The following is an 18896-nucleotide window of genomic DNA, read 5'->3' on the forward strand; positions in this document are numbered from 1 at the left end:
TTCGTGTTTTTCCCCTACGCCGAACCGATACGCCTGTCTAAAAACGGCACAAAAAAGGAGCCCGAAGGCTCCTGCGTGACCAAAGCGGGCGGAGCCCGGTCAGGCCCGCAACGCCCCCAGCACCTCGTCCAGCATCTTCTTGGCATCGCCAAACAGCATGCGGTTGTTCTCTTTGTAGAACAGCGGGTTGTCCACGCCGGCGTAGCCGCTGGCCATGCTGCGCTTCATCACGATGCTGGTGCGGGCCTTCCACACTTCAAGCACCGGCATGCCGGCGATGGGGCTGGTGGGGTCGTCCTGCGCGGCCGGGTTCACGATGTCGTTGGCGCCAATCACCATGGTCACGTCGGTGTCGGGGAAGTCCTCGTTGATCTCGTCCATTTCCAGCACGATGTCGTAGGGCACCTTGGCCTCGGCCAACAGAACGTTCATGTGGCCGGGCATGCGACCCGCCACCGGGTGGATGCCGAAGCGCACGTTCACGCCCTTCTCGCGCAGCAGCTTGGTGATTTCGAACACCGTGTGCTGGGCCTGGGCCACGGCCATGCCGTAGCCGGGCACGATGACCACGTTTTTGGCTTCGCGCAGCATCTCGGCCGTTTCCACCGCGCTGACCGGTGTCACCTCGCCCTGCGGCTCGGCTGCGGCGCCTGCGGCTGCCTTGGGTGCGGGGGCACCGCCACCGAAGCCCCCGGCGATCACGCTGATGAAGTTGCGGTTCATGGCGCGGCACATGATGTAGCTCAGGATCGCGCCCGAAGATCCCACCAGCGCGCCCACCACGATCAGCAAATCGTTGCTGAGCATGAAGCCGGTGGCCGCCGCCGCCCAGCCCGAGTAGCTGTTGAGCATGGACACCACCACCGGCATGTCGGCACCACCGATGGCCATCACCATGTGCATGCCGAACAGCAGCGCGATCACGGTCATCACCAGCAGCGGCATCATGCCGGCCTGGATGTCGTGGGCATGCAGGAAGGCTCGGCCAAACCAGATGACCACCAACAGGCCGGCCAGGTTGAGCCAGTGGCGCGCTGGCAGCAGCAGCGGCTTGCCACCGATGCGCCCGCTGAGCTTGCCGAAGGCGATGATGGAGCCCGAGAAGGTGACCGCGCCGATCAGGATGCCGACGTAGATCTCCATCTCATGGATGGCTTTTTCGGCCGGGGTGGCGAACACGGTGGATGTGTCCACATAGCTGGCAAAGCCCACCAGACAGGCCGCCAGGCCCACCAGGCTGTGCATGAGCGCGACCAACTCGGGCATTTGTGTCATCTGCACCTTTTTGGCGGCGAAGAGACCAATGGCCCCGCCGACGACCAGCGCGCCAACGATGTAGGGAATGCCAGCGGCGGTCACACGCGGACCGAGCACGGTGGCCAGCACGGCGATGGTCATGCCGACCATGCCGAACAGGTTGCCGCGGCGGGCGGTTTCGGGGTTGGACAGGCCGCCCAGGCTGAGGATGAACAGGATGGTGGCGCCGATGTAGGCCATGGTGGCCAGACTGGAGGTCATGGGATCGGTCCTCTTCTTATTTGCGGAACATCGCCAGCATGCGGCGGGTGACGGCAAAGCCGCCGAACATGTTGATCGCGGTGAGCACCAGCGCCAACACGGCGCAGCCCAGGATCAGTGTGTTGGGCCTGTCGGCGGCACCGGCCGCGTCCAGTGGCGGTGCCACCTGCACCAGGGCCCCAATGGCGATGATGGAGCTGATGGCGTTGGTCACGCTCATCAGCGGCGTGTGCAGCGAAGGTGTGACGTTCCACACCACCATGTAGCCCACGAAGCACGCCAGCACGAAGACCGTGAAGTGCGACAGAAAGGAGGCCGGCGCGTACATGCCCACCAGCGCGAACAACACGGCACCCAAACCAAACACCATGGCCAGGCTCTTGGCCGACATCGGTTCACCGGGCCCATGGCCATGGGCCGGCGCCTTGGGCGCGGCCACGGCGGGCTTGGCCGGCGGCTTGGGGGCGGCAGCCATTGGCGGCGCCGGCCAGGTGATTTCCCCGTCTTTGATCACCGTCAGGCCACGGATGGCGTCGTCCGCCATGTTGACGTTGATCACGCCGTCCTTGGTCTTGCACAGTTCTTCGCTAAGGCGGAACAGGTTGGTCGCGTACAGCGTGGACGATTGCAGCGCCATGCGCGAAGCCAGGTCGGTGTAGCCGACGATGGTGACGCCGTGGCGCACCACCGCTTCGCCAGGCACGGTGAGTTCGCAGTTGCCGCCTTGTTCGGCCGCCATGTCCACGATCACACTGCCCGGCTTCATGCTCTGCACCATCTCGGCAGTGATGAGCTTGGGTGCCGGCTTGCCGGGAATGAGCGCGGTGGTGATGATGATGTCCACCTCACGCGCCTGCTTTGCGTACATCTCGCGCTGCGCGGCCTGGAAGCCTTCGCTCATGACCTTGGCGTAGCCGCCACCACCCGAGCCTTCTTCCTCGTAGTCCACCTTCACGAACTCACCGCCCAGCGAAACAACCTGGTCGGCCACCTCGGCGCGGGTGTCGTTGGCGCGCACGATGGCGCCCAGGCTGGCGGCCGCACCGATGGCGGCCAGCCCCGCCACACCGGCACCTGCGATGAACACCTTGGCCGGCGGCACCTTGCCGGCGGCGGTGATCTGGCCATTGAAGAAACGGCCGAACGCGTTGGCCGCCTCGACCACGGCGCGGTAACCACTGACGCCCGCCATCGAGGTCAGCGCGTCCATCTTCTGCGCGCGGCTGAGCGTGCGCGGCAACGCATCGATGGCCAGCACCGTCACTTTGCTGGCGGCAAGCTGCTGCATCAGGTCAGGGCTCTGGGCCGGCCAGACAAAGCCGATCAGGGTCTGCCCTGCGTGCATCAGCGCCACCTCGTCAGAGGTCGGCGGGCGGACCTTGAAGACGATGTCGCTGCCGTTCCAGAGGTCTGCCTCCGTGGGCACGATGCTGGCACCGGCCGCGCGGTAGTCGTCATCGCTGAGGTTGGCCAGATCACCGGCGCCACGCTGCACCACCACCTGGAAGCCCAGCTTGATCAGCTTGGCCACCACATCGGGCACGGTGGCCACCCGTTTTTCCCCCGGAAAGATTTCGCGGGGCACACCAATGCGTTGCACGGCGGTGGCGGCCGCGCCGGCTGCGGCTGTCTCTGTGGATGCGCCAGAAGTCATAGAGAGATCCTCAAAACAAAAGGGGAGGCCGATTGAAAGCAACGGGAAGGTCGAGCACCAACAGAAAACCGCCGATCATGCCGGCGGCCTCGCGCTCCACCTTGGTCGATATGCCAATGAGCGTGTGTCTCCTCCAGTTGGAGAGTTGAACCTGAATGCTAACTTACTGGCTCGGCCTCACTGGCCAGAGGTCACATCGGCCCGTCAATGTTCAAAATTGCGCACCATGAATTGACAATTGTTCACCCTGCCCTTTCACACAAAAACAGGTGATATCGTTAAAATTTATGGCACGGCGCGAACAAAATATTCACAATCGCGCACGGTAGGGGAGAGAAAATCACATGCGAGTCGCTGCACTAGACGATGACGTCGACCAATTGGAGTTGACGAAATACACGTTGCAGGCGGTCGGTCACGACTGCCACGTTTTTCAGGATGGAGACAGCCTGTTGCGGGAATTGCGACGGGAGTCCTATGACCTGCTGGTCCTGGACTGGTCCCTGCCCGACATGTCGGGGCCTGAAATTGTCCAATGGATCCGGGACAACCTGACGGAACGCATCCCGATCCTGTTTCTCACCAACCGCCGTGAGGAGCGTGACATTGTCGAAGGCCTGTCCTGCGGCGCCGACGATTTCATGATCAAGCCCATGCGCGTGGGCGAGCTGGTGGCGCGGGTGCAGGCGCTGCTGCGCCGCGTGTACGCCGAGCCCTTGCCCACCGAACAGGTGTGGGGCCGCTACAAATTCATGCCCATCGGCCGCCGGCTGGAAATCGACGGCAAGGCGGTGTCGCTGACCCAGAAGGAATTCGACATCGCCCTGTTCCTGTTCCGCAACAAAGGCCGGCTGTTGTCGCGCCGCCACTTGCTGGAAAGCCTCTGGGGCTCGTCCAACCCGCCGGGCACCGAGCTGATGTCGCGCTCGCTGGACACCCACATTTCGCGCATCCGCAGCGTGCTCAACCTGCGGCCAGAAAACGGCTACCGCCTCAGCGCCGTGTACGGCCAAGGCTACCGGCTGGAATCGATAGGGAACGAAGACTATGAAGCCGACGCCCAACTTGCCCAGTCGCAAGCCTGATGCCTGGTTGAAACGCAGCGCCTGCCAAGGTGCTGTGGCCACGCTGTTGGTGGCCACAGCCTGGCCCGCGCTGGCGGACACCCAACATCGCGTCGTTGCCGGTGACACGCTGTGGTCCATCGCCGAACAACACACCGGTGAGGCCACCCAGTGGCGTGTGCTGCAAAACGCCAACCGTCTGGCCAACCCGCACCAGTTGCGCATCGGCCAGGTGCTGAAGGTTCCTGCGGGTGCTGCGGCCTTGCCTGTGGCCAACGCATCGGTGGTGTTTGTGCAAGGTGAGGTGCTGGCCACCGGGCCAGACGGCCAGCAGGTCGGCACGCTGCGCACCGGCACCACGGTGCCGGAAGGCACCCTGATCGAAGTGCGCGACAAGGCCTTTGTGCGCCTGAAGCTCGCCGATGGATCGGCATTTGGCTTGTCATCGGGCGCCACCGCGCGGCTGGAGCGGTTGCGCCGTGACGACGGCACACAACAAAGCCACACCGTGATCCGCATGCTGTCGGGACGGGTGGAAAGCGACGTGGTGCCCCGGCAGCATCCACAAACCCGTTTTGACGTTCACACCCCCATGGCGGTGGCCAGCGTCCGTGGCACGCGTTTTGGCGTGTCGGTCTCGCCCAACGAGGCCACCAGCGAAGTCGCTTCTGGCAAGGTCGCGGTGCGGTCCCTGCTCAACCGCCGGCAGACCACCACCCTGGCAGCCGGCGACGGCGCGCGGGTCGGCACCACAGGCGGCCTGCAACGCGGCGCGCTGTTGCCCGCAGCCGATCTGTCGGCCCTGCCCACCGCCTGGGACGATGGCGAGTTTGTGTCGTTTGCCCTGCCAACGCAGCCACAAGCCCGGGCCTACCGCGCGCGGGTGCTGCGGTCCGACACACCGGGTGCCGTGTTGCGCGAAGCTTGGGTGACCGACCCCGCCGTGTTGTGGCAAGCACTGGACGATGGCCAGTACACCTTGACCGTTCAAGGCCTGGACACACTGGGGCTGTTGGGCCAAGCCGCCGAGCACCATTTCCAGGTGCACGCCACGCCGGCCGCGCCCCTGTTCCGCCAGCCAGCCGCAGGCACGACCGTCAGCGGTTCCGGCCTGACGCTGCGTTGCACGGAGTTGCTCGACGTGGCTGGCTACCGCATCCAGGTCGCCAGCGACACGTCTTTCAAGCAGCCACTGGTGGACGTCACCCGGCCCGACCGTTGCGAGCATGTGGCCCAGTTGCCACCAGGCAGCTACCACTGGCGTGTGGCCAGCCTGGCGGCCGGCACCCCCGCCGGACAAGGGCCGTTCAGTCTTCCGAGCGCTTTTGTGGTGAGTGCAGACGCGTCAACCGCCGGCACGGACGCCGAAACCACCTTCTGGTCGCCTCGGCGTGGGTTGAGCTACCGCGTCCAACTGGCCGCCGATGCCGGCTTCACCCGCGTGCTGAGCGACGATTGGCTGAGCGGCAGCCAGGTGGCCTTGCCCGCCGGTGCGCAAGACGTTTACCTGCGCTGGCAAAGCCGCGATGCGCAAGGCCGCACCAGCCGGCTGTCGGCCGTGCACCGTGTGACACCGAACAACACCGGATTGCGCACAGAGGATAACCAGCCGGTGAGGAGTGGTGACAACACGATTGGCACGGGCAACAGCCCGCTGCAACAGCCTCGTTGAACCCTTCCATGCCCGAGCGCCGGTCTTACCGCCACGTGCGCTGGGGCGAATGGCTGCTCATGACAGCGGCCGTGTTGCTCGTGATCGTGGGCCTGCAGCACACCAGTCTGCTGGCCCGCGCCGACCGGCTGCTGCAGGACGCGCTGGTTCGCATGTTGCCGCGCGACGTGTCGCAAAGCCCGGTGGTGCTGGTGGGCATAGACGACAAAAGCATCGCCACGCTGGGCCGTTGGCCATGGCCACGCACCTTGCATGCCGGGCTGATCGAACGCATCAGCGCCGGCGAGCCGGCGGCCATTGGCCTGGACCTGCTGCTCTCCGAGTCCGATTCGCGGCAACCCGAAAACGACCACCACCTCGCCCAGGCACTGCAACACAGTGGCAAGGTCGTGTTGCCCATGATGATGCAGAACATGGGCGGGCAGGCGGTCGCGGTGCAACCGCTGATCGGGTTTGCCAAACAGGCGGCCGCCATCGGGCATGTGCACCTGCCGGTGGACGAAGACGGCGTGGCCCGACAGGTCTATCTGCGCGAAGGCCAAGACCCCTTGTGGTGGAACCACTTTGGTGTGGACCTGTTGCGGCTCGGCGGCCACTGGCCGCTTGACAAGGCGCTGCCCGGCTCGCCCACGGTGGAGCCCAGCACGCTCGACCCCGTGTCGCGCCAGGTGCTGGCGTGGCAGCGCAGCCACCCAATCAACATCGCCTTTGCCGGGCCACCCGGCAGCTTTCAGCGTTACGCCTACGTGGACGTGCTCGACGGCACGGTACCACCCGAGACCTTTCGCGGCAAGCTGGTGCTGGTGGGCGCCACCGCCACCGGCATCGGAGACCTGTACGCCACGCCGGTCACCGACGCACAGCGCCTCATGCCCGGTGTGGAAATCACCGCCAACCTGGTGGACGCGTTGTTGCAGAACCTGACCCTGGTGCAAGCCCCCGCCTGGGTCAACACCTTGTTCAACATCCTGCCGGTGCTGCTGGCGCTGTCCGCATTGGCGTTCACCTCGCCACTGGCCGGGCTGTTGCTGTGCGTCGGCCTGATGGCCTTGATGGCAATGGCCACAGTGGTCAGCGGTTTGTGGCTGCAGGTGCAACTGGGGCCGGTGGCCGGTGCGCTTGGGCTGGCCATGTCCTACGTGTTGTGGAGCTGGCGCCGCATGGATGCCGCCACCCGCTACCTGGTGGCCGAGTACCGGCACTTTCAAAACAGCGGCCTCGGTCTGCCCTTGTCGTCGCGCCGGCGGTCATCGCGCGGCGACTTCCTCGACCGCCGCATCGAAGCCCTGACCAGCGTGACCCACCAGCTGCGCGACCTGCACCGCTTTGTCAGCGACAGCCTCAACGGCTTGCCCGATGCGACGCTGGTGTGCGACACCGACCTGCACATCGCCCTGGCCAACGCCGCCGCCGCACGCCATTTCAACGCGCACCACGAACAAGACCTCAGCGGGCGCCCACTGCACCGCCTGACCGACGACCTGGTCAGCCGCGAGGGCCTGCCCCACCACCTCGCCGACCACCTGCGCCACGCCACGCTGGAGCCCGGGTCGCTGGAAGCACTCGACCGCCGAGGGCGCGATCTGCTGGTGAAATGGGCACCGTCCTTCAGCGCGAGCGGCGTGCACACGGGCTGGATTCTGAGCCTGGTGGACGTGACCCGGATGCGCACCGAACAGCGCCAGCGCGATGACGCGATGCACTTTCTGAGCCACGACATGCGCTCGCCACAGTCGGCCATCCTGACCTTGGTGGATCTGCTGCGACAAGACCCCGAGGCCATGAGCCCGGCGCAGTTCCAGGACCGCATCGAGCGCCATGCGCGCAAGGCGCTCGCCTTGTCGGATGACTTCATCAACCTGGTGCGCGCGCAATCGCGCGACTACGAGCTGGAGGCGTACAACCTCAACGACCTGCTCAGTGAAGCCATGGACGACGCCTGGGAGCCCTCGCAGGCCAAGCGCATCAAACTGGAGTTCGTCGGACCACACGACCTCAAGGAGAGCCTGGTGGACCGCGAGCTGTTCGCGCGCGCGCTGGCCAACCTGGTGGGCAATGCCATCAAGTATTCGCCCGAAGGCACCCGCGTGCGCTGTGGCGTCCAGGCCCAAGGCACATTCTGGGAAGTGTGGATTCAGGACGAAGGTCCGGGCATCTCGCGCGAGGCGCAGGTGCACCTGTTCCGGCCGTTTTACCGCGTGCAGCAAGGCATTCGCACGGAGGGCACGGGCCTGGGACTGCCCTTCGTCAAAACCGTGGCCGTGCGCCATGGTGGCCAGGTCACCCTGACCAGCGACACCGGCCAGGGTTGCCGCTTTGCCTTGTTGCTGCCTCAGGCCGGGCTCGACCCCGTGCCAGCAGACGACCCGGATAATCCGGGCGCATGACAGAACGCTGGAAACCCCACGTCACCGTGGCGGCGGTGATCGAACGCGATCGCCGCTACCTGCTGGTGGAGGAACACACCCCCGACGGCTTGCGGCTGAACAACCCGGCCGGACACCTCGACCCCGGCGAGCGGCCTGAAGATGGTTGCGCGCGCGAGGCGCTGGAAGAAACGGCCCACCACTTCACGCCCACGGCACTGGTGGGCCTGTACCTCACCCACGCAGCCGCCACACCCGCGCAGCCTCAAGGCATCACCTACCTGCGGCTGGCCTTCAGCGGCGAGTTGGGCACGTTCGAAGCCGGACGGGCACTCGACAGCGGCATCGTGCGCACGGTCTGGATGACACTTGACGAGGTGCGTGCCAGCGCGCCACGCCACCGCACGCCGGTGCTGCTGCAGTGTGTGCTGGACCACCACGCTGGGCGCCGCTACCCACTCGACTTGGTGTACACCCACCCATCGGCCGTGTACGCCCGGCGCTGAAGGCGGGCGGGATCAGGCGCTGGCCAACACCAGCGCCGCCAGGGCCGCCGTCTCAGACCGCAGCACCGCCGGCCCCAGGCTGGCCGGCACAAAACCGGCTGCCAACAGCCGGTCCTCCTCGCTGGTGCTGAGGCCGCCCTCGGGCCCCAGCGCCACACACAACGATGCCGGTTGTGCGGCCAACAGGGTGGACGCCGGGCGCACCCCATCGCGCAAGGACAACACCCAGCGGTCCCCCGCTGCTGGCAAGGTCGCCAGCCAGGCCGGCAGTTCGCGCACCGGCGCCACCAGGGGCACGCGGTTGCGGCCTGACTGCTCACAGGCGGCTTCGGCCACCGCCTGCCAGTGCGCCACTTTTTTCTCAGCGCGCTCACCCTTGAGCCGCAGCACACAGCGCTCGGTCAGCAGCGGCTGTATGTGGGCCACACCCAGTTCGGTGGCCTTCTCCACCAGCCAGTCCATGCGCTCATTGGCAGGCATGCCTATGGCCAAGGTCACCGGGCGCGCAGGCGCACGTTCGACCGCGTGGTGGGCGCCCACCTGCACCACCACGTCGCTGCGTCCCATGCGCACCACGCGGGCCTGAAATTCGCCTCCGTGGCCGTTGAACAAGGTGATGTCATCGCCAGGCTGCAGGCGCAGCACCTGCACATGCCGTGCGGCCCCAGAGGGCAGCAACAACTCGGCGCCGGTGTGCAGGTCGGCAGGGCAAAAAAAACGCGGCATGGCTGCGGTGGCTCAAACGCGCCCAAAAGCGTAGCCGCTCAGGCCCTCCAGGCCCTCGACCCGGTCGATCACTTGCAGCAGTGGGCCGAGCTGGCGGTAGCGGCTGGCGGTGTGGCGGATGTACTGGATAAAACGCGGCGTGTCGGCCAAGTACTTGGGCTTGCCGTCGCGCAGGGTCAAACGGGCAAAAATGCCGGCCACCTTGAGGTGGCGCTGCAGGCCCATCCACTCCACCGCGCGGTAGAAAGCGCCGAAGTCCTCGCTCCAGCCGTCGAAGTCCAGCAAGCCGGTCTTGCGGGCCTTCTCCCAGTAACGCACGGTGACGTCGATGACAAAAGGCTCTTCCCAGCTCAGGAAGGCGTCGCGCATGAGGCTGGCGATGTCGTAGGTGATGGGGCCATAAACCGCGTCCTGAAAATCCAGCACACCGAGCACGCGGGCGCTGTCGGCGTCGGGCGCACCCGCTGGTGCCATCAGGTTGCGGGGCATGAAGTCGCGGTGCACAAACACCTGGGGCGCGGCCAGGTTGACCTTGACGATTTGGTCGAAGGCCGACAACAAGGTCTGGCGCTCCTTGTCGTCCAGCACCGCGCCTTTGTGTTTGTCGAGGTACCAGTCGGGAAAAAGCTGCAGTTCGCGGCGCAGCAAAGCCTCGTCGTAGGCAGGCAAGACACCGGCGCGGGAGGCTTGCTGCAAACGCAGCAGGCTGTCGGTGGCGTGGCCAAACCAGGGCAATGCCGCATCAGGGCGCTCCGGGTCCAGGTGTTCCAGCAAGGTGCTGTTGCCCAGGTCGCTGAGCAGCATGAAGCCCTGCGTCTCGTCCCACTGCCGCACTTGCGGCACGTTCAGGCCCGCCGACGCCAGCAGCCGCGCGATGCGCACAAAGGGTTCGCTGTTTTCAACACTGGGTGGCGCGTCCATGACGATGTGGCTGCCGCCCTGGGCATCATCGATGCGGAAGTAGCGGCGAAAAGACGCGTCGGCAGAGGCCACGCGCAGGGTCTCGGGCGCCAGGCCATGGGCGAGCGCCACCTGCGCCAACCATCGCTCAAAGGCCTGTTGGCGTTGGGGATCGGACCAGGCAATAGAAGAGGAGGACATGGCGCGTGAAAAAAAGTGGGGCAGCCGCAGGTAAGGGCACCACACGCGGCCATAGGATAATCCGCGACGATTCTACAAACGGCCGCCAACCCCACCCGCGCGCCACGATGCCCAGGTCTGCCTTGAAACGCTCCCGCCAGCCCCACACCCCCTCTGCTGCGCCCGCCTTGGGTCGGATCGCCGCTGCGGTGCGTCAGGCCGTGCGGCGCGGCGGCCTCGCCGGTGCCATGGTGCTGACGGCATCGGGCGTGGCGCACGCACAAACACCGGCCGACGAGCCACCGGCGCTGCAGCTCCAACCGTCGTGGCAGCTGCTCGACCGGCTGGCGCCCGACGCGCAACGGCTGGCGCCCAGTTTTGTGTCGGCCCAACGCATGACCGGCAACGGCAACGGCGTGACCACGCTGGAAGGCGAGGTGGTGCTGCGCCGCCACGACGCCGTGGTCCGCGCCGACAAGCTCGACTACAACGAAACCGACCAGCAGTTGCACGCACAGGGCCAGGTCCGCATCGTGCGCGATGGCAACATCTACGAGGGCCCCGAGCTGCAGCTGCAACTCGACACCCACACCGGGTTTTTCCTGCAGCCCACGTTTTCGCTGCTGCGCGGCGGTCAGGGTGAAGCCGAACGGCTGGACTTCATCGACGAAAACCGTTCGGTGGCCCGGCGCGCCAGCTACACCACCTGCACACGCCGCCCCGGCCCGAGCTGGCTGCCCGACTGGGTGGTCAGCGCGGCCAGCATCGAATTCGACCAGGCCGAAGAGGTGGCCTACGCCACCAACGGCGTGCTGAAGTTCAAGGACGTGCCGTTGCTGGCAGCACCCTACCTGAGTTTCCCGATCAGCGACAAGCGCAAGTCCGGCCTGCTGCCGCCCACGCTGAACATCGACAACATCAGCGGGCTGGAACTGACGCTGCCGTACTACCTGAACCTCAGCCCGCAGCGCGACGCCACGTTGTACCCGACCCTGATGTCGCGCCGGGGCATCGATCTGGCCGGCGAGTACCGCTACCTGGACACCCGCTACCACGGCCAGCTGCGGGGTGCCTACATGCCCGACGACAAGCTGCGCGACAGCAGCCGCTGGGCCTACGCCGCACAACACAACCAGGTGCTGGACACACCGTGGGGGCTGGGCCCGGTGGGCCTGCGCCTCAACCTCAACCGCGTCAGCGACGACGACTACTGGCGCGACTTTCCGCGCAGCATGACCTCGCTGACCTCGCGCTTGCTGGCCAACGAAGGCGTGTTGTCATGGTCACGTGGCCCCTGGGCTGTGTCGGCCGGCGCTTACCGCTGGCAAACGCTGCAGGACGTTGATGCGCCCATCGTGGCACCCTTTGACCGCCTGCCATCGCTCACCGCCCGGTTTGCCCAGACCGACCAGACCCTGGCCGGTGGACGCGGCTGGGACTGGTCCCTGCACACCGAAGCCACGCGGTTTTCGTCTGACCGCATCCAGACGGGCAACAACCTGGACGGCACCCGCTTGCTGGGCATCGGCGCCATTTCGCGCACCTGGGCCACGCCCGCCTGGTACCTGACGCCCCGCCTGCAAGTGCATGCCACGCAATACCAGACACAAGCCGCCATGGCAGACGGGCGCCGCACCGCCTCGCGGGTGTTGCCCACCTTCAGCGTCGACACGGGCCTGTTTTATGAGCGCGACACCCGGTTTTTTGGCCGCGACGTGACCCAGACGCTGGAGCCCCGGGTGTTCTACGCCCACACGCCCTACAAAGACCAGCGCCTGCTGCCCAACTACGACGCGGCGGCCTTCGACTTCAACCTCGCCACCATCTACACCGAAAACCCCTACGGTGGCCAAGACCGCATTGCCGACGCCCACGTGCTGACGCTGGGTGCCACCTCGCGGCTGATCGACCCCGGCAGTGGCCGGGAGCTGGCCAAGTTTGGGGTCGCTCAGCGTGTGCGCCTGAGCGACCAGAACGTGTTTCTGCCGGGCGCCCAGCCGGTGGCCGAGCGCCTGAGCGACATCCTGGTGGGTGCGCGCCTGAACTGGACACCACAGTGGTCCTTCGAGTCCAACGTGCAGTTCAACCCCAAGAGCCAGGAGTCGGTGCGCACCACCCTCAGCGCGCGGCACACGCCCGGCGACTACCGCGTCGTCAGTGCCGCCTACCGCCTGCAACGGGGCACCAGCGAGCAGCTCGATGTCGGCTGGCAATGGCCGCTGAGCTGGGGCGGCGACCTGCCCGACAGCCGCGACGCCGGCGGCGGTCTGGGCGCCGGCCGCTGGTACAGCGTGGGCCGCGTCAACTACAGCGTGCCTGACCGCAAGGTGGTCGATCTCGTGGCGGGCTTTGAGTACGATGCAGGTTGCTGGATCGGCCGGGTGGTGGTCGAAAGCTTGCAGCGCAGCCTCAACTCGGCCAACCGCCGCATCTTGTTCCAACTGGAATTCGTGGGCTTCACCCGCGTCGGTTCCAACCCACTGAAGACGCTCAAAGACAATGTGCCCCGCTACCAGTACCTGCGTGAAGAAATCAACCCGCCGTCGCGCTTCAGCCGCTATGAGTGAACCTGTGCGACGCACCTTGGTGTGGGCCGCGCTGGCGCTGACCTGTGGCCTGGCGTCCGCACAGACACTGCGCCTGCCCAGCGGCGGCGCCAACCTGTTGGCCGCGCCGCCCGCCGGCGCCCGGGAGGCCGATCACATCACCGCCGTGGTCAACAGCGTGCCCATCACCGCCAACGAGGTGCGCGACCGCGCCGCCTCTGTCGAACGGCAGTTGCGAGAGCGTGGCGAAGCGGTGCCACCGCGCGACGCCTTGCTGCGCGAAGTGCTGGAGCTGCTGGTGGTGGAACAAGCCCAGCTGCAACGCGCCGAAGAAGTGGGCATCAAGATCGAACCAGCGGTGCTCGACCAGGCCGAAGCGGCCGTGGCCGAGCAGAACCAGATGGATCTCAAGACCTTCCGCGAGCGGCTGGCACGCGAAGGCATGGACAGCAGCCGCCTGCGTGAGCAAATCCGCCGACAGATCACCCTGCAGCGCCTGCGCGAACGCGAAGTCGAGGCCACGCTGCGCGTGACCGACCGCGACGTGGACAACTACCTGCAAAGCCAACCCGCCGCACCCGTGGGTCCAGAAGAAGTCAACCTGGGTCACATCCTGGTGGCGCTGCCCGAAAGGGCTGCACCCGCCGAGGTGGCTTCGCGCCTGGCCCGCGCCATGCGCGCCAGCGAACGCGCCTCAGCGGGTGAAGACTTCGCCAAGCTGGCGCAGGAGTTCTCGGAGGGACCCGAGCGCCAACAAGGTGGCGCCATGGGCTTGCGCACGGCCGACCGCTACCCCGAGCTGTTCATCGAATCCACGCGCAGCCTCAAACCGGGCGAAGTGGCCGGCCCGGTGCGCAGTGGTGCCGGCTTCCATGTGCTCAAAGTACTGGAGCGCAAAAGCACCACAACGGCCCCTGTCGATGCCACCGTCACCCAAACCCGCGCCCGCCACATCCTGCTGCGCGCGTCACGCCAGACGACGCCTCAGGCGGCGACCGAGCAGATGCGCAACTGGCGCAACGACATCGTCAGCGGCAAGGCCGACTTTGCGACCCTGGCCCGCGAACACAGCCAGGACGGCTCCGCCAAAGCCGGCGGCGATCTGGGCTGGGCCAACCCCGGCCTGTACGTGCCAGAGTTTGAAAACGCCATGAACGCACTTGCCCCGGGCGAGGTGTCCGAACCGATCATCTCGCGTTTTGGTGTGCACCTGATTCAGGTGCTGGAGCGCCGACAAACCAAGCTGGGCCTGAACGAAAAACGCGACGCCGCGCGCCCCCAGGTGCGCGAGGCGATGCTGGAGCGCGCTTACGCCGAGTGGGCACGCGACCTGCGCGCCAAAGCCTACGTGGAATACCGCGAGCCGCCGCGATGAAACACCAGGCCCGCAAACGTTTCGGGCAGCACTTCCTGAGCGACGGCGGCATCATCGATGCCATCGTCCAGGCCATCGGGCCGCGCCCCGGCGACGCCATGGTCGAAATTGGCCCCGGATTGGCGGCACTCACCCAACCGCTGGTGGAGCGGCTGGGGCGGTTGACCGTGGTCGAACTTGACCGCGACCTCGCGGCGCAATTGCGAAAGCACCCCCAACTGGAGGTGATCGAATCGGACGTGCTGAGGGTGGATTTCCGAGCGATGGCCGCTCAGAAAGGCCGGCTGCGCGTCGTGGGCAACCTGCCCTACAACATCTCAAGCCCCATCCTGTTTCACCTGCTGCCCGTGGCCGACGTGGTGCTGGACCAGCACTTCATGCTGCAAAAAGAGGTGATTGATCGCATGGTGGCGCGCCCGGCCACCGCACAGTATGGGCGCCTGAGCGTGATGCTGCAGTGGCGCTACGACATGGAGGACGTGTTGTTCGTGCCACCCGAAAGTTTTGACCCACCCCCTCGGGTGGACAGCGCGGTGGTACGCATGGTGCCGCTGGCCACGCCGCCCGCGCTCAACCCCCAACTGCTTGAAGACATGGTGCAGGTGGCCTTCAGCATGCGCCGCAAACTGCTGCGCCACAGCCTGGGCAAGTGGCTGGAAGCCCAACAGTTCAGCGGCACATTCGATCTGCAGCGCCGTGCCGAAGAAGTGCCTGTGCACGAGTACGTTGCGCTCGCACAAGCTGTGCAGACGTAAAAAAGCCGCTGCAGGTGCAGCGGCTTTTTTAGCAAGCGGCAGATCAGGCCGCAGCCAGCCAGTACCCGGCGTTGAACGGGCTGCTCATGCGCAGCGCCATGGGGCTCACGTCCACCAACTTGTCGGTGGGCATGGGTTCGTCGGCGGCCGCCTCCACGGTTTCGCCCTTGGGCGAGCGGGCCACGGAGAACGAGTAAAAGCAACGGAACGGGATTTTCCGGTCGGACCAGTAATCGGCCACGTCGCGGAAAATGTCGAGCAGCTGCTCGCGCGCTTCCTTGTCGAATTTAGCGTGGGCCGGAATGTGCTCCAGCACCACGATGAAACCCGTCTGCGGACCCGACTTGTGCACCAGGTCGGTCATGCTGTCGTAGAGCGCGTCGAAGTTCTTGCCGAACGTGGACGGCAGGGTGTACTGGGCGGCGATCAGGTCGAGCACGTCCTGCTTGCTCTGGGCCGTGGCCAGGTTGGCGTACAAAAAGTGGTGACCCAGCTGCTCCGCAGCCGCCTGAAGGTCTTTGATGCTGTAGGCGCGAATCGACTGAACGATGTTGGTGCGAACCGTACGAAGTGGCGTGTCCATCTCCGTCTCACTTTCCATAACTAAAAGTTAAAAATCTGTCTCCGATCACTGCACGATGCGCTTGAAGCTCGCGTAGTGGTCTTCGGTGTAATAACAGGCCTCTGGCGTCTGAACCTGGGTGCCACCACAAACGATGCGACGGGCACCGCGGTGGCTGAGGCCGGGGGTGGGCACCGTGTACTCGCGGTAGAAACCACGTTTGTGCCGGGGCAACAAACGCTCGCGGTTGCCAAACACCGTCCCGTCTTTCTCGTACCGGAAAGGGCCGCCTTGCCTGATCTGGACCATCACATCCCGTCCTTGGGGTGGCAACGCTGCCAGTGCGATGGTGTCCGACGGGGCGCGGGTGACCAGCGGGGAAGACGCCTCGGGCGAGGTGCGCGCCTGCACACCCAACACCGCAGCCACCGCCATCGCGGCCACCGCCACCCAGGCCTTGGCCCCAGCCTTTTTCCGGTTCATGAAAAAACCCTGCTCCTGACGCAATCAACCCGGTCCGAAAGCCCTGCCAACCATGTGTTGACCAAGGGTTTGCGAGCCCGGGTTAACCCTTAAATTCAAGCCTGTAAGTGTGCCTGAAATGCGACAGAAACGCAAGCCCATGCCCTGAAAGCGGGCAGGGCATCGCGGACAAAAATGCCGGGTTACAGAAAAGTTTGTGTGCGCAAACTTCTTTGATCAGGCTTGTCGCATCGCGTTGGCATCGGCCACCGTCAGCGCCGTCATGTTGACGATGCGGCGCACCGTGGTGCTGGCGGTCAGCACATGCACCGGTTTGGCCGCGCCCAGCAGCACCGGGCCAATGGCGATGTTGCCGCCCGCCGCTGTCTTGAGCAGGTTGTAGGCGATGTTGGCCGCGTCCATGTTGGGGAAGACCAGCAGGTTGGCGTCACCGCTGACGGTGCTGTTGGGCATCAGGGCCTTGCGGGCGGCACCATCGAGGGCCAGATCGCCGTGCATTTCGCCGTCCACTTCCAGCCAGGGCGCCTGCTCGCGCAGCAGCGCCAGGGTGCGGCGCATTTTGATGGCGCTGGGCTGGTCGCTGTTGCCAAAGTTGGAGTGGCTCAACAGCGCCGCCTTCGGCTGGATGCCAAAACGCAGCATTTCCTCGGCCGCCATCACGGTGATTTCGCACAACTCTTCGGCGCTGGGGTCGTGGTTGACGTGCGTATCGACCAGGAACACCTGGCGGCCAGGCAACATCAGCGCGTTCATGCAGGCGTAGATGCGCACGTCCTGCTGGGTGCTGGGGCTGCCGCCTTCCGCCTTGCCGATCACCTGGTCGATGTGCACCAGGTGCTGCTGGGTGGTGCCCCAGGTGCCGCAGATCAGGCCATCGACCTCGCCCTTGCGCAGCAGCATGGCGCCAATCAGCGTGAGGCGGCGGCGCATCTCGATCTTGGCCAACTGCACGGTCACGCCCTTGCGCTCCATGAGCTGGTGGTAGGTCTGCCAGAAGTCGCGGTAGCGGTGGTCCTGCTCGACGTTGACGACGTCGTAGTCCAGCTCCTCCTTGAGGCGCAAGCCGAACTTTTCGATGCGCTGAGCGATCACGGCCGGGCGGCCGATCAGCGTGGGCCGGGCCAAGCCTTCGTCCACCACCACCTGGCAGGCACGCAACACACGTTCTTCTTCACCCTCGGCGTAAGCAATGCGCTTGTTGGCGGCACGCTTGGCCGCCGCGTAGATGGGCTTCATCATGGTGCCCGAGGCGAACACGAAGCTTTGCAGCTTGTCTCGGTAGGCCGCCAGATCGGCGATGGGGCGCTGGGCCACCCCGCTGTCGGCCGCCGCCTGCGCCACCGCTGGCGCAATCTTCATCATCAGACGCGGATCGAAGGGCTTGGGGATCAGGTACTCGGGACCAAAGGCCAGCTTTTCGCCGGCGTAGGCTGCGGCCACCACCTCGCTCTGCTCGGCCTGGGCCAGCTCGGCGATGGCGTGCACGGCCGCAATTTCCATCTCATCGGTGATGGTGGAGGCGCCGGCGTCGAGCGCGCCGCGGAAGATGTAGGGAAAACACAGGACGTTGTTGACCTGGTTGGGGTAGTCGGTGCGGCCGGTGGCGATGATGGCGTCGTCGCGCACCGCCTTCACGTCTTCAGGAGAAATCTCAGGATTCGGATTGGCCAACGCCATGATGACCGGCTTGGCCGCCATCTTGGCCACCATCTCCTTCTTGAGCACACCTCCGGCGGACAGGCCCAGGAAAATGTCGGCGCCTTCAATCACCTGCGACAAGGTGCGCTGATCGGTCTTCTGTGCGAACTGGATCTTGTCCTCGTCCATCAGCTCGGTGCGACCGTCGTAGACCACACCGGCCAGGTCGGTCACCCAGATGTTCTTGCGCGGTATGCCCAGCTTGACCAGCAGGTTCAGACAGGCCAGCGCAGCGGCGCCAGCGCCCGAGGTGACCAGCTTGACGTTGGCAATGTCTTTGCCCACGACCTTGAGGCCGTTCATGATGGCCGCGCCCACGCAGATGGCGGTGCCGTGCTGGTCGTCGTGGAAGACCGGGATCTTCATGCGCTCGCGCAGCTTGCGCTCCACGTAGAAGCAGTCGGGCGCCTTGATGTCTTCGAGGTTGATGCCACCGAAGGTGGGCTCCAGCGAGGCGATGATCTCGACCAGTTTCTCGGGGTCTTTTTCGTTGATCTCGATGTCGAAAACGTCGATGCCGGCGAACTTCTTGAACAGCACGCCCTTGCCCTCCATCACCGGCTTGGACGCCAGCGGGCCGATGTCGCCCAGACCCAGCACGGCCGTGCCGTTGGTGATGACGGCCACCAGGTTGCCCCGGCTGGTGTACTTGAAAGCGTTGGCCGGGTCGGCCACGATTTCTTCGCAGGGTGCGGCCACGCCGGGCGAATAGGCCAGGGCCAGGTCACGCTGGTTGGTCAGCTGCTTGGTGGCGGCAATGGCCACTTTGCCGGGCGTGGGGAACTCGTGGTACTCGAGGGCGGCCCGGCGCAGCTCGGCGCGCTTGTTTTCCTGATCCTGTGACATGTGCGATGCGTCTCCAATGGGTTCGAGCCCGGCGCCTGCCGGCCC

Annotated in this window: 13 protein-coding genes and 1 pseudogene; 7 read left to right on the plus strand and 7 right to left on the minus strand. The window is 65.7% G+C overall.

The genetic code is table 11. From position 1 onward, the window contains the following. Window positions 1–99: 99 nt before the first annotated feature. Window positions 100–1518, minus strand: a complete 1419-nt coding sequence (gene pntB / locus ACFQPB_RS09350; RefSeq protein WP_382222238.1) for a Re/Si-specific NAD(P)(+) transhydrogenase subunit beta — start codon at window positions 1516–1518, stop codon at window positions 100–102. 16 nt (window positions 1519–1534) lie between these two features. Then, window positions 1535–3172, minus strand: coding sequence for a Re/Si-specific NAD(P)(+) transhydrogenase subunit alpha (locus ACFQPB_RS09355; RefSeq protein ID WP_382222240.1), 1638 nt, complete (start codon window positions 3170–3172; stop codon window positions 1535–1537). 344 nt (window positions 3173–3516) lie between these two features. On the opposite strand from ACFQPB_RS09355, the gene ACFQPB_RS09360 reads away from it, so the two are divergent. Genes ACFQPB_RS09360 through ACFQPB_RS09375 form a run of 4 tightly spaced genes read left to right on the plus strand, consistent with a single transcriptional unit; the run spans window position 3517 to window position 8780 of the window. After that, window positions 3517–4257, plus strand: coding sequence for a response regulator transcription factor (locus ACFQPB_RS09360; RefSeq protein ID WP_382222243.1), 741 nt, complete (start codon window positions 3517–3519; stop codon window positions 4255–4257). Then, complete coding sequence (locus ACFQPB_RS09365) at window positions 4220–5908, plus strand: FecR family protein (protein WP_382222246.1); 1689 nt, start codon at window positions 4220–4222, stop codon at window positions 5906–5908. The genes ACFQPB_RS09360 and ACFQPB_RS09365 overlap by 38 nt, the downstream gene beginning before the upstream one ends. Window positions 5909–5916: 8 nt before the next feature. Then, the gene (locus tag ACFQPB_RS09370; RefSeq protein WP_382222248.1) at window positions 5917–8295 is read left to right on the plus strand and encodes a CHASE2 domain-containing protein; all 2379 of its coding nucleotides are present in this window, start codon (window positions 5917–5919) and stop codon (window positions 8293–8295) included. Beyond that, on the plus strand, window positions 8292–8780 hold the full coding sequence (locus tag ACFQPB_RS09375; RefSeq protein WP_382222251.1) for an NUDIX hydrolase: 489 nt from the start codon (window positions 8292–8294) through the stop codon (window positions 8778–8780). The genes ACFQPB_RS09370 and ACFQPB_RS09375 overlap by 4 nt, the downstream gene beginning before the upstream one ends. A 12-nt stretch (window positions 8781–8792) precedes the next feature. Here ACFQPB_RS09375 and ACFQPB_RS09380 read toward each other — a convergent pair whose 3' ends face one another. Together ACFQPB_RS09380 and ACFQPB_RS09385 are read right to left on the minus strand one after the other, a co-directional pair. Continuing rightward, window positions 8793–9506, minus strand: a complete 714-nt coding sequence (locus ACFQPB_RS09380) for a 16S rRNA (uracil(1498)-N(3))-methyltransferase (RefSeq protein ID WP_382222253.1) — start codon at window positions 9504–9506, stop codon at window positions 8793–8795. Window positions 9507–9518: 12 nt separating this feature from the next. Next, on the minus strand, window positions 9519–10607 hold the full coding sequence (locus tag ACFQPB_RS09385; protein ID WP_382222256.1) for an aminoglycoside phosphotransferase family protein: 1089 nt from the start codon (window positions 10605–10607) through the stop codon (window positions 9519–9521). Between the two features lie 107 nt (window positions 10608–10714). Here ACFQPB_RS09385 and ACFQPB_RS09390 point away from each other — a divergent pair, with 107 nt between their 5' ends. Genes ACFQPB_RS09390 through rsmA form a run of 3 tightly spaced genes read left to right on the plus strand, consistent with a single transcriptional unit; the run spans window position 10715 to window position 15262 of the window. Next, complete coding sequence (locus ACFQPB_RS09390; protein WP_382222258.1) at window positions 10715–13153, plus strand: LPS-assembly protein LptD; 2439 nt, start codon at window positions 10715–10717, stop codon at window positions 13151–13153. Window positions 13154–13157: 4 nt separating this feature from the next. Beyond that, window positions 13158–14507 carry a peptidylprolyl isomerase gene (locus ACFQPB_RS09395; protein ID WP_382222261.1) on the plus strand — a complete coding sequence of 450 codons (1350 nt, stop codon included), beginning with the start codon at window positions 13158–13160 and terminating at the stop codon, window positions 14505–14507. Next, window positions 14504–15262: a 16S rRNA (adenine(1518)-N(6)/adenine(1519)-N(6))-dimethyltransferase RsmA gene (gene rsmA, locus ACFQPB_RS09400; RefSeq protein ID WP_382222264.1), complete on the plus strand. Its 759-nt coding sequence runs from the start codon at window positions 14504–14506 to the stop codon at window positions 15260–15262. Before ACFQPB_RS09395 ends, rsmA begins: the two co-directional genes overlap by 4 nt. Window positions 15263–15449: 187 nt before the next feature. On the opposite strand, the pseudogene ACFQPB_RS09405 reads toward rsmA, so the two are convergent. The 3 genes and pseudogenes from ACFQPB_RS09405 to ACFQPB_RS09415 all read right to left on the minus strand — a co-directional run. Beyond that, window positions 15450–15863, minus strand: a pseudogene (locus tag ACFQPB_RS09405) (barstar family protein); the annotation flags it as partial. Between the two features lie 27 nt (window positions 15864–15890). Further along, window positions 15891–16307 (minus strand): guanyl-specific ribonuclease, encoded by a 417-nt coding sequence (locus tag ACFQPB_RS09410; protein WP_382222267.1) that lies wholly within the window; start codon window positions 16305–16307, stop codon window positions 15891–15893. A 216-nt stretch (window positions 16308–16523) separates the two neighbouring features. Further along, the gene (locus ACFQPB_RS09415; RefSeq protein WP_382199497.1) at window positions 16524–18851 is read right to left on the minus strand and encodes an NADP-dependent malic enzyme; all 2328 of its coding nucleotides are present in this window, start codon (window positions 18849–18851) and stop codon (window positions 16524–16526) included. Window positions 18852–18896 lie beyond the last annotated feature (45 nt).

Source organism: Hydrogenophaga atypica (assembly GCF_042665215.1).
GTDB classification, from domain to species: Bacteria; Pseudomonadota; Gammaproteobacteria; order Burkholderiales; family Burkholderiaceae_C; genus Hydrogenophaga; species Hydrogenophaga defluvii_A.

Bases quoted from the DNA above. Each gene is read 5' to 3' on its own strand.
- pntB (WP_382222238.1), bottom strand. From the start codon at position 1,518: ATGACCTCCAGTCTGGCCACCATGGCCTACATCGGCGCCACCATCCTG.
- ACFQPB_RS09355 (WP_382222240.1), bottom strand. From the start codon at position 3,172: ATGACTTCTGGCGCATCCACAGAGACAGCCGCAGCCGGCGCGGCCGCC.
- ACFQPB_RS09360 (WP_382222243.1), top strand. From the start codon at position 3,517: ATGCGAGTCGCTGCACTAGACGATGACGTCGACCAATTGGAGTTGACG.
- ACFQPB_RS09365 (WP_382222246.1), top strand. From the start codon at position 4,220: ATGAAGCCGACGCCCAACTTGCCCAGTCGCAAGCCTGATGCCTGGTTG.
- ACFQPB_RS09370 (WP_382222248.1), top strand. From the start codon at position 5,917: ATGCCCGAGCGCCGGTCTTACCGCCACGTGCGCTGGGGCGAATGGCTG.
- ACFQPB_RS09375 (WP_382222251.1), top strand. From the start codon at position 8,292: ATGACAGAACGCTGGAAACCCCACGTCACCGTGGCGGCGGTGATCGAA.
- ACFQPB_RS09380 (WP_382222253.1), bottom strand. From the start codon at position 9,506: ATGCCGCGTTTTTTTTGCCCTGCCGACCTGCACACCGGCGCCGAGTTG.
- ACFQPB_RS09385 (WP_382222256.1), bottom strand. From the start codon at position 10,607: ATGTCCTCCTCTTCTATTGCCTGGTCCGATCCCCAACGCCAACAGGCC.
- ACFQPB_RS09390 (WP_382222258.1), top strand. From the start codon at position 10,715: ATGCCCAGGTCTGCCTTGAAACGCTCCCGCCAGCCCCACACCCCCTCT.
- rsmA (WP_382222264.1), top strand. From the start codon at position 14,504: ATGAAACACCAGGCCCGCAAACGTTTCGGGCAGCACTTCCTGAGCGAC.
- ACFQPB_RS09410 (WP_382222267.1), bottom strand. From the start codon at position 16,307: ATGAACCGGAAAAAGGCTGGGGCCAAGGCCTGGGTGGCGGTGGCCGCG.
- ACFQPB_RS09415 (WP_382199497.1), bottom strand. From the start codon at position 18,851: ATGTCACAGGATCAGGAAAACAAGCGCGCCGAGCTGCGCCGGGCCGCC.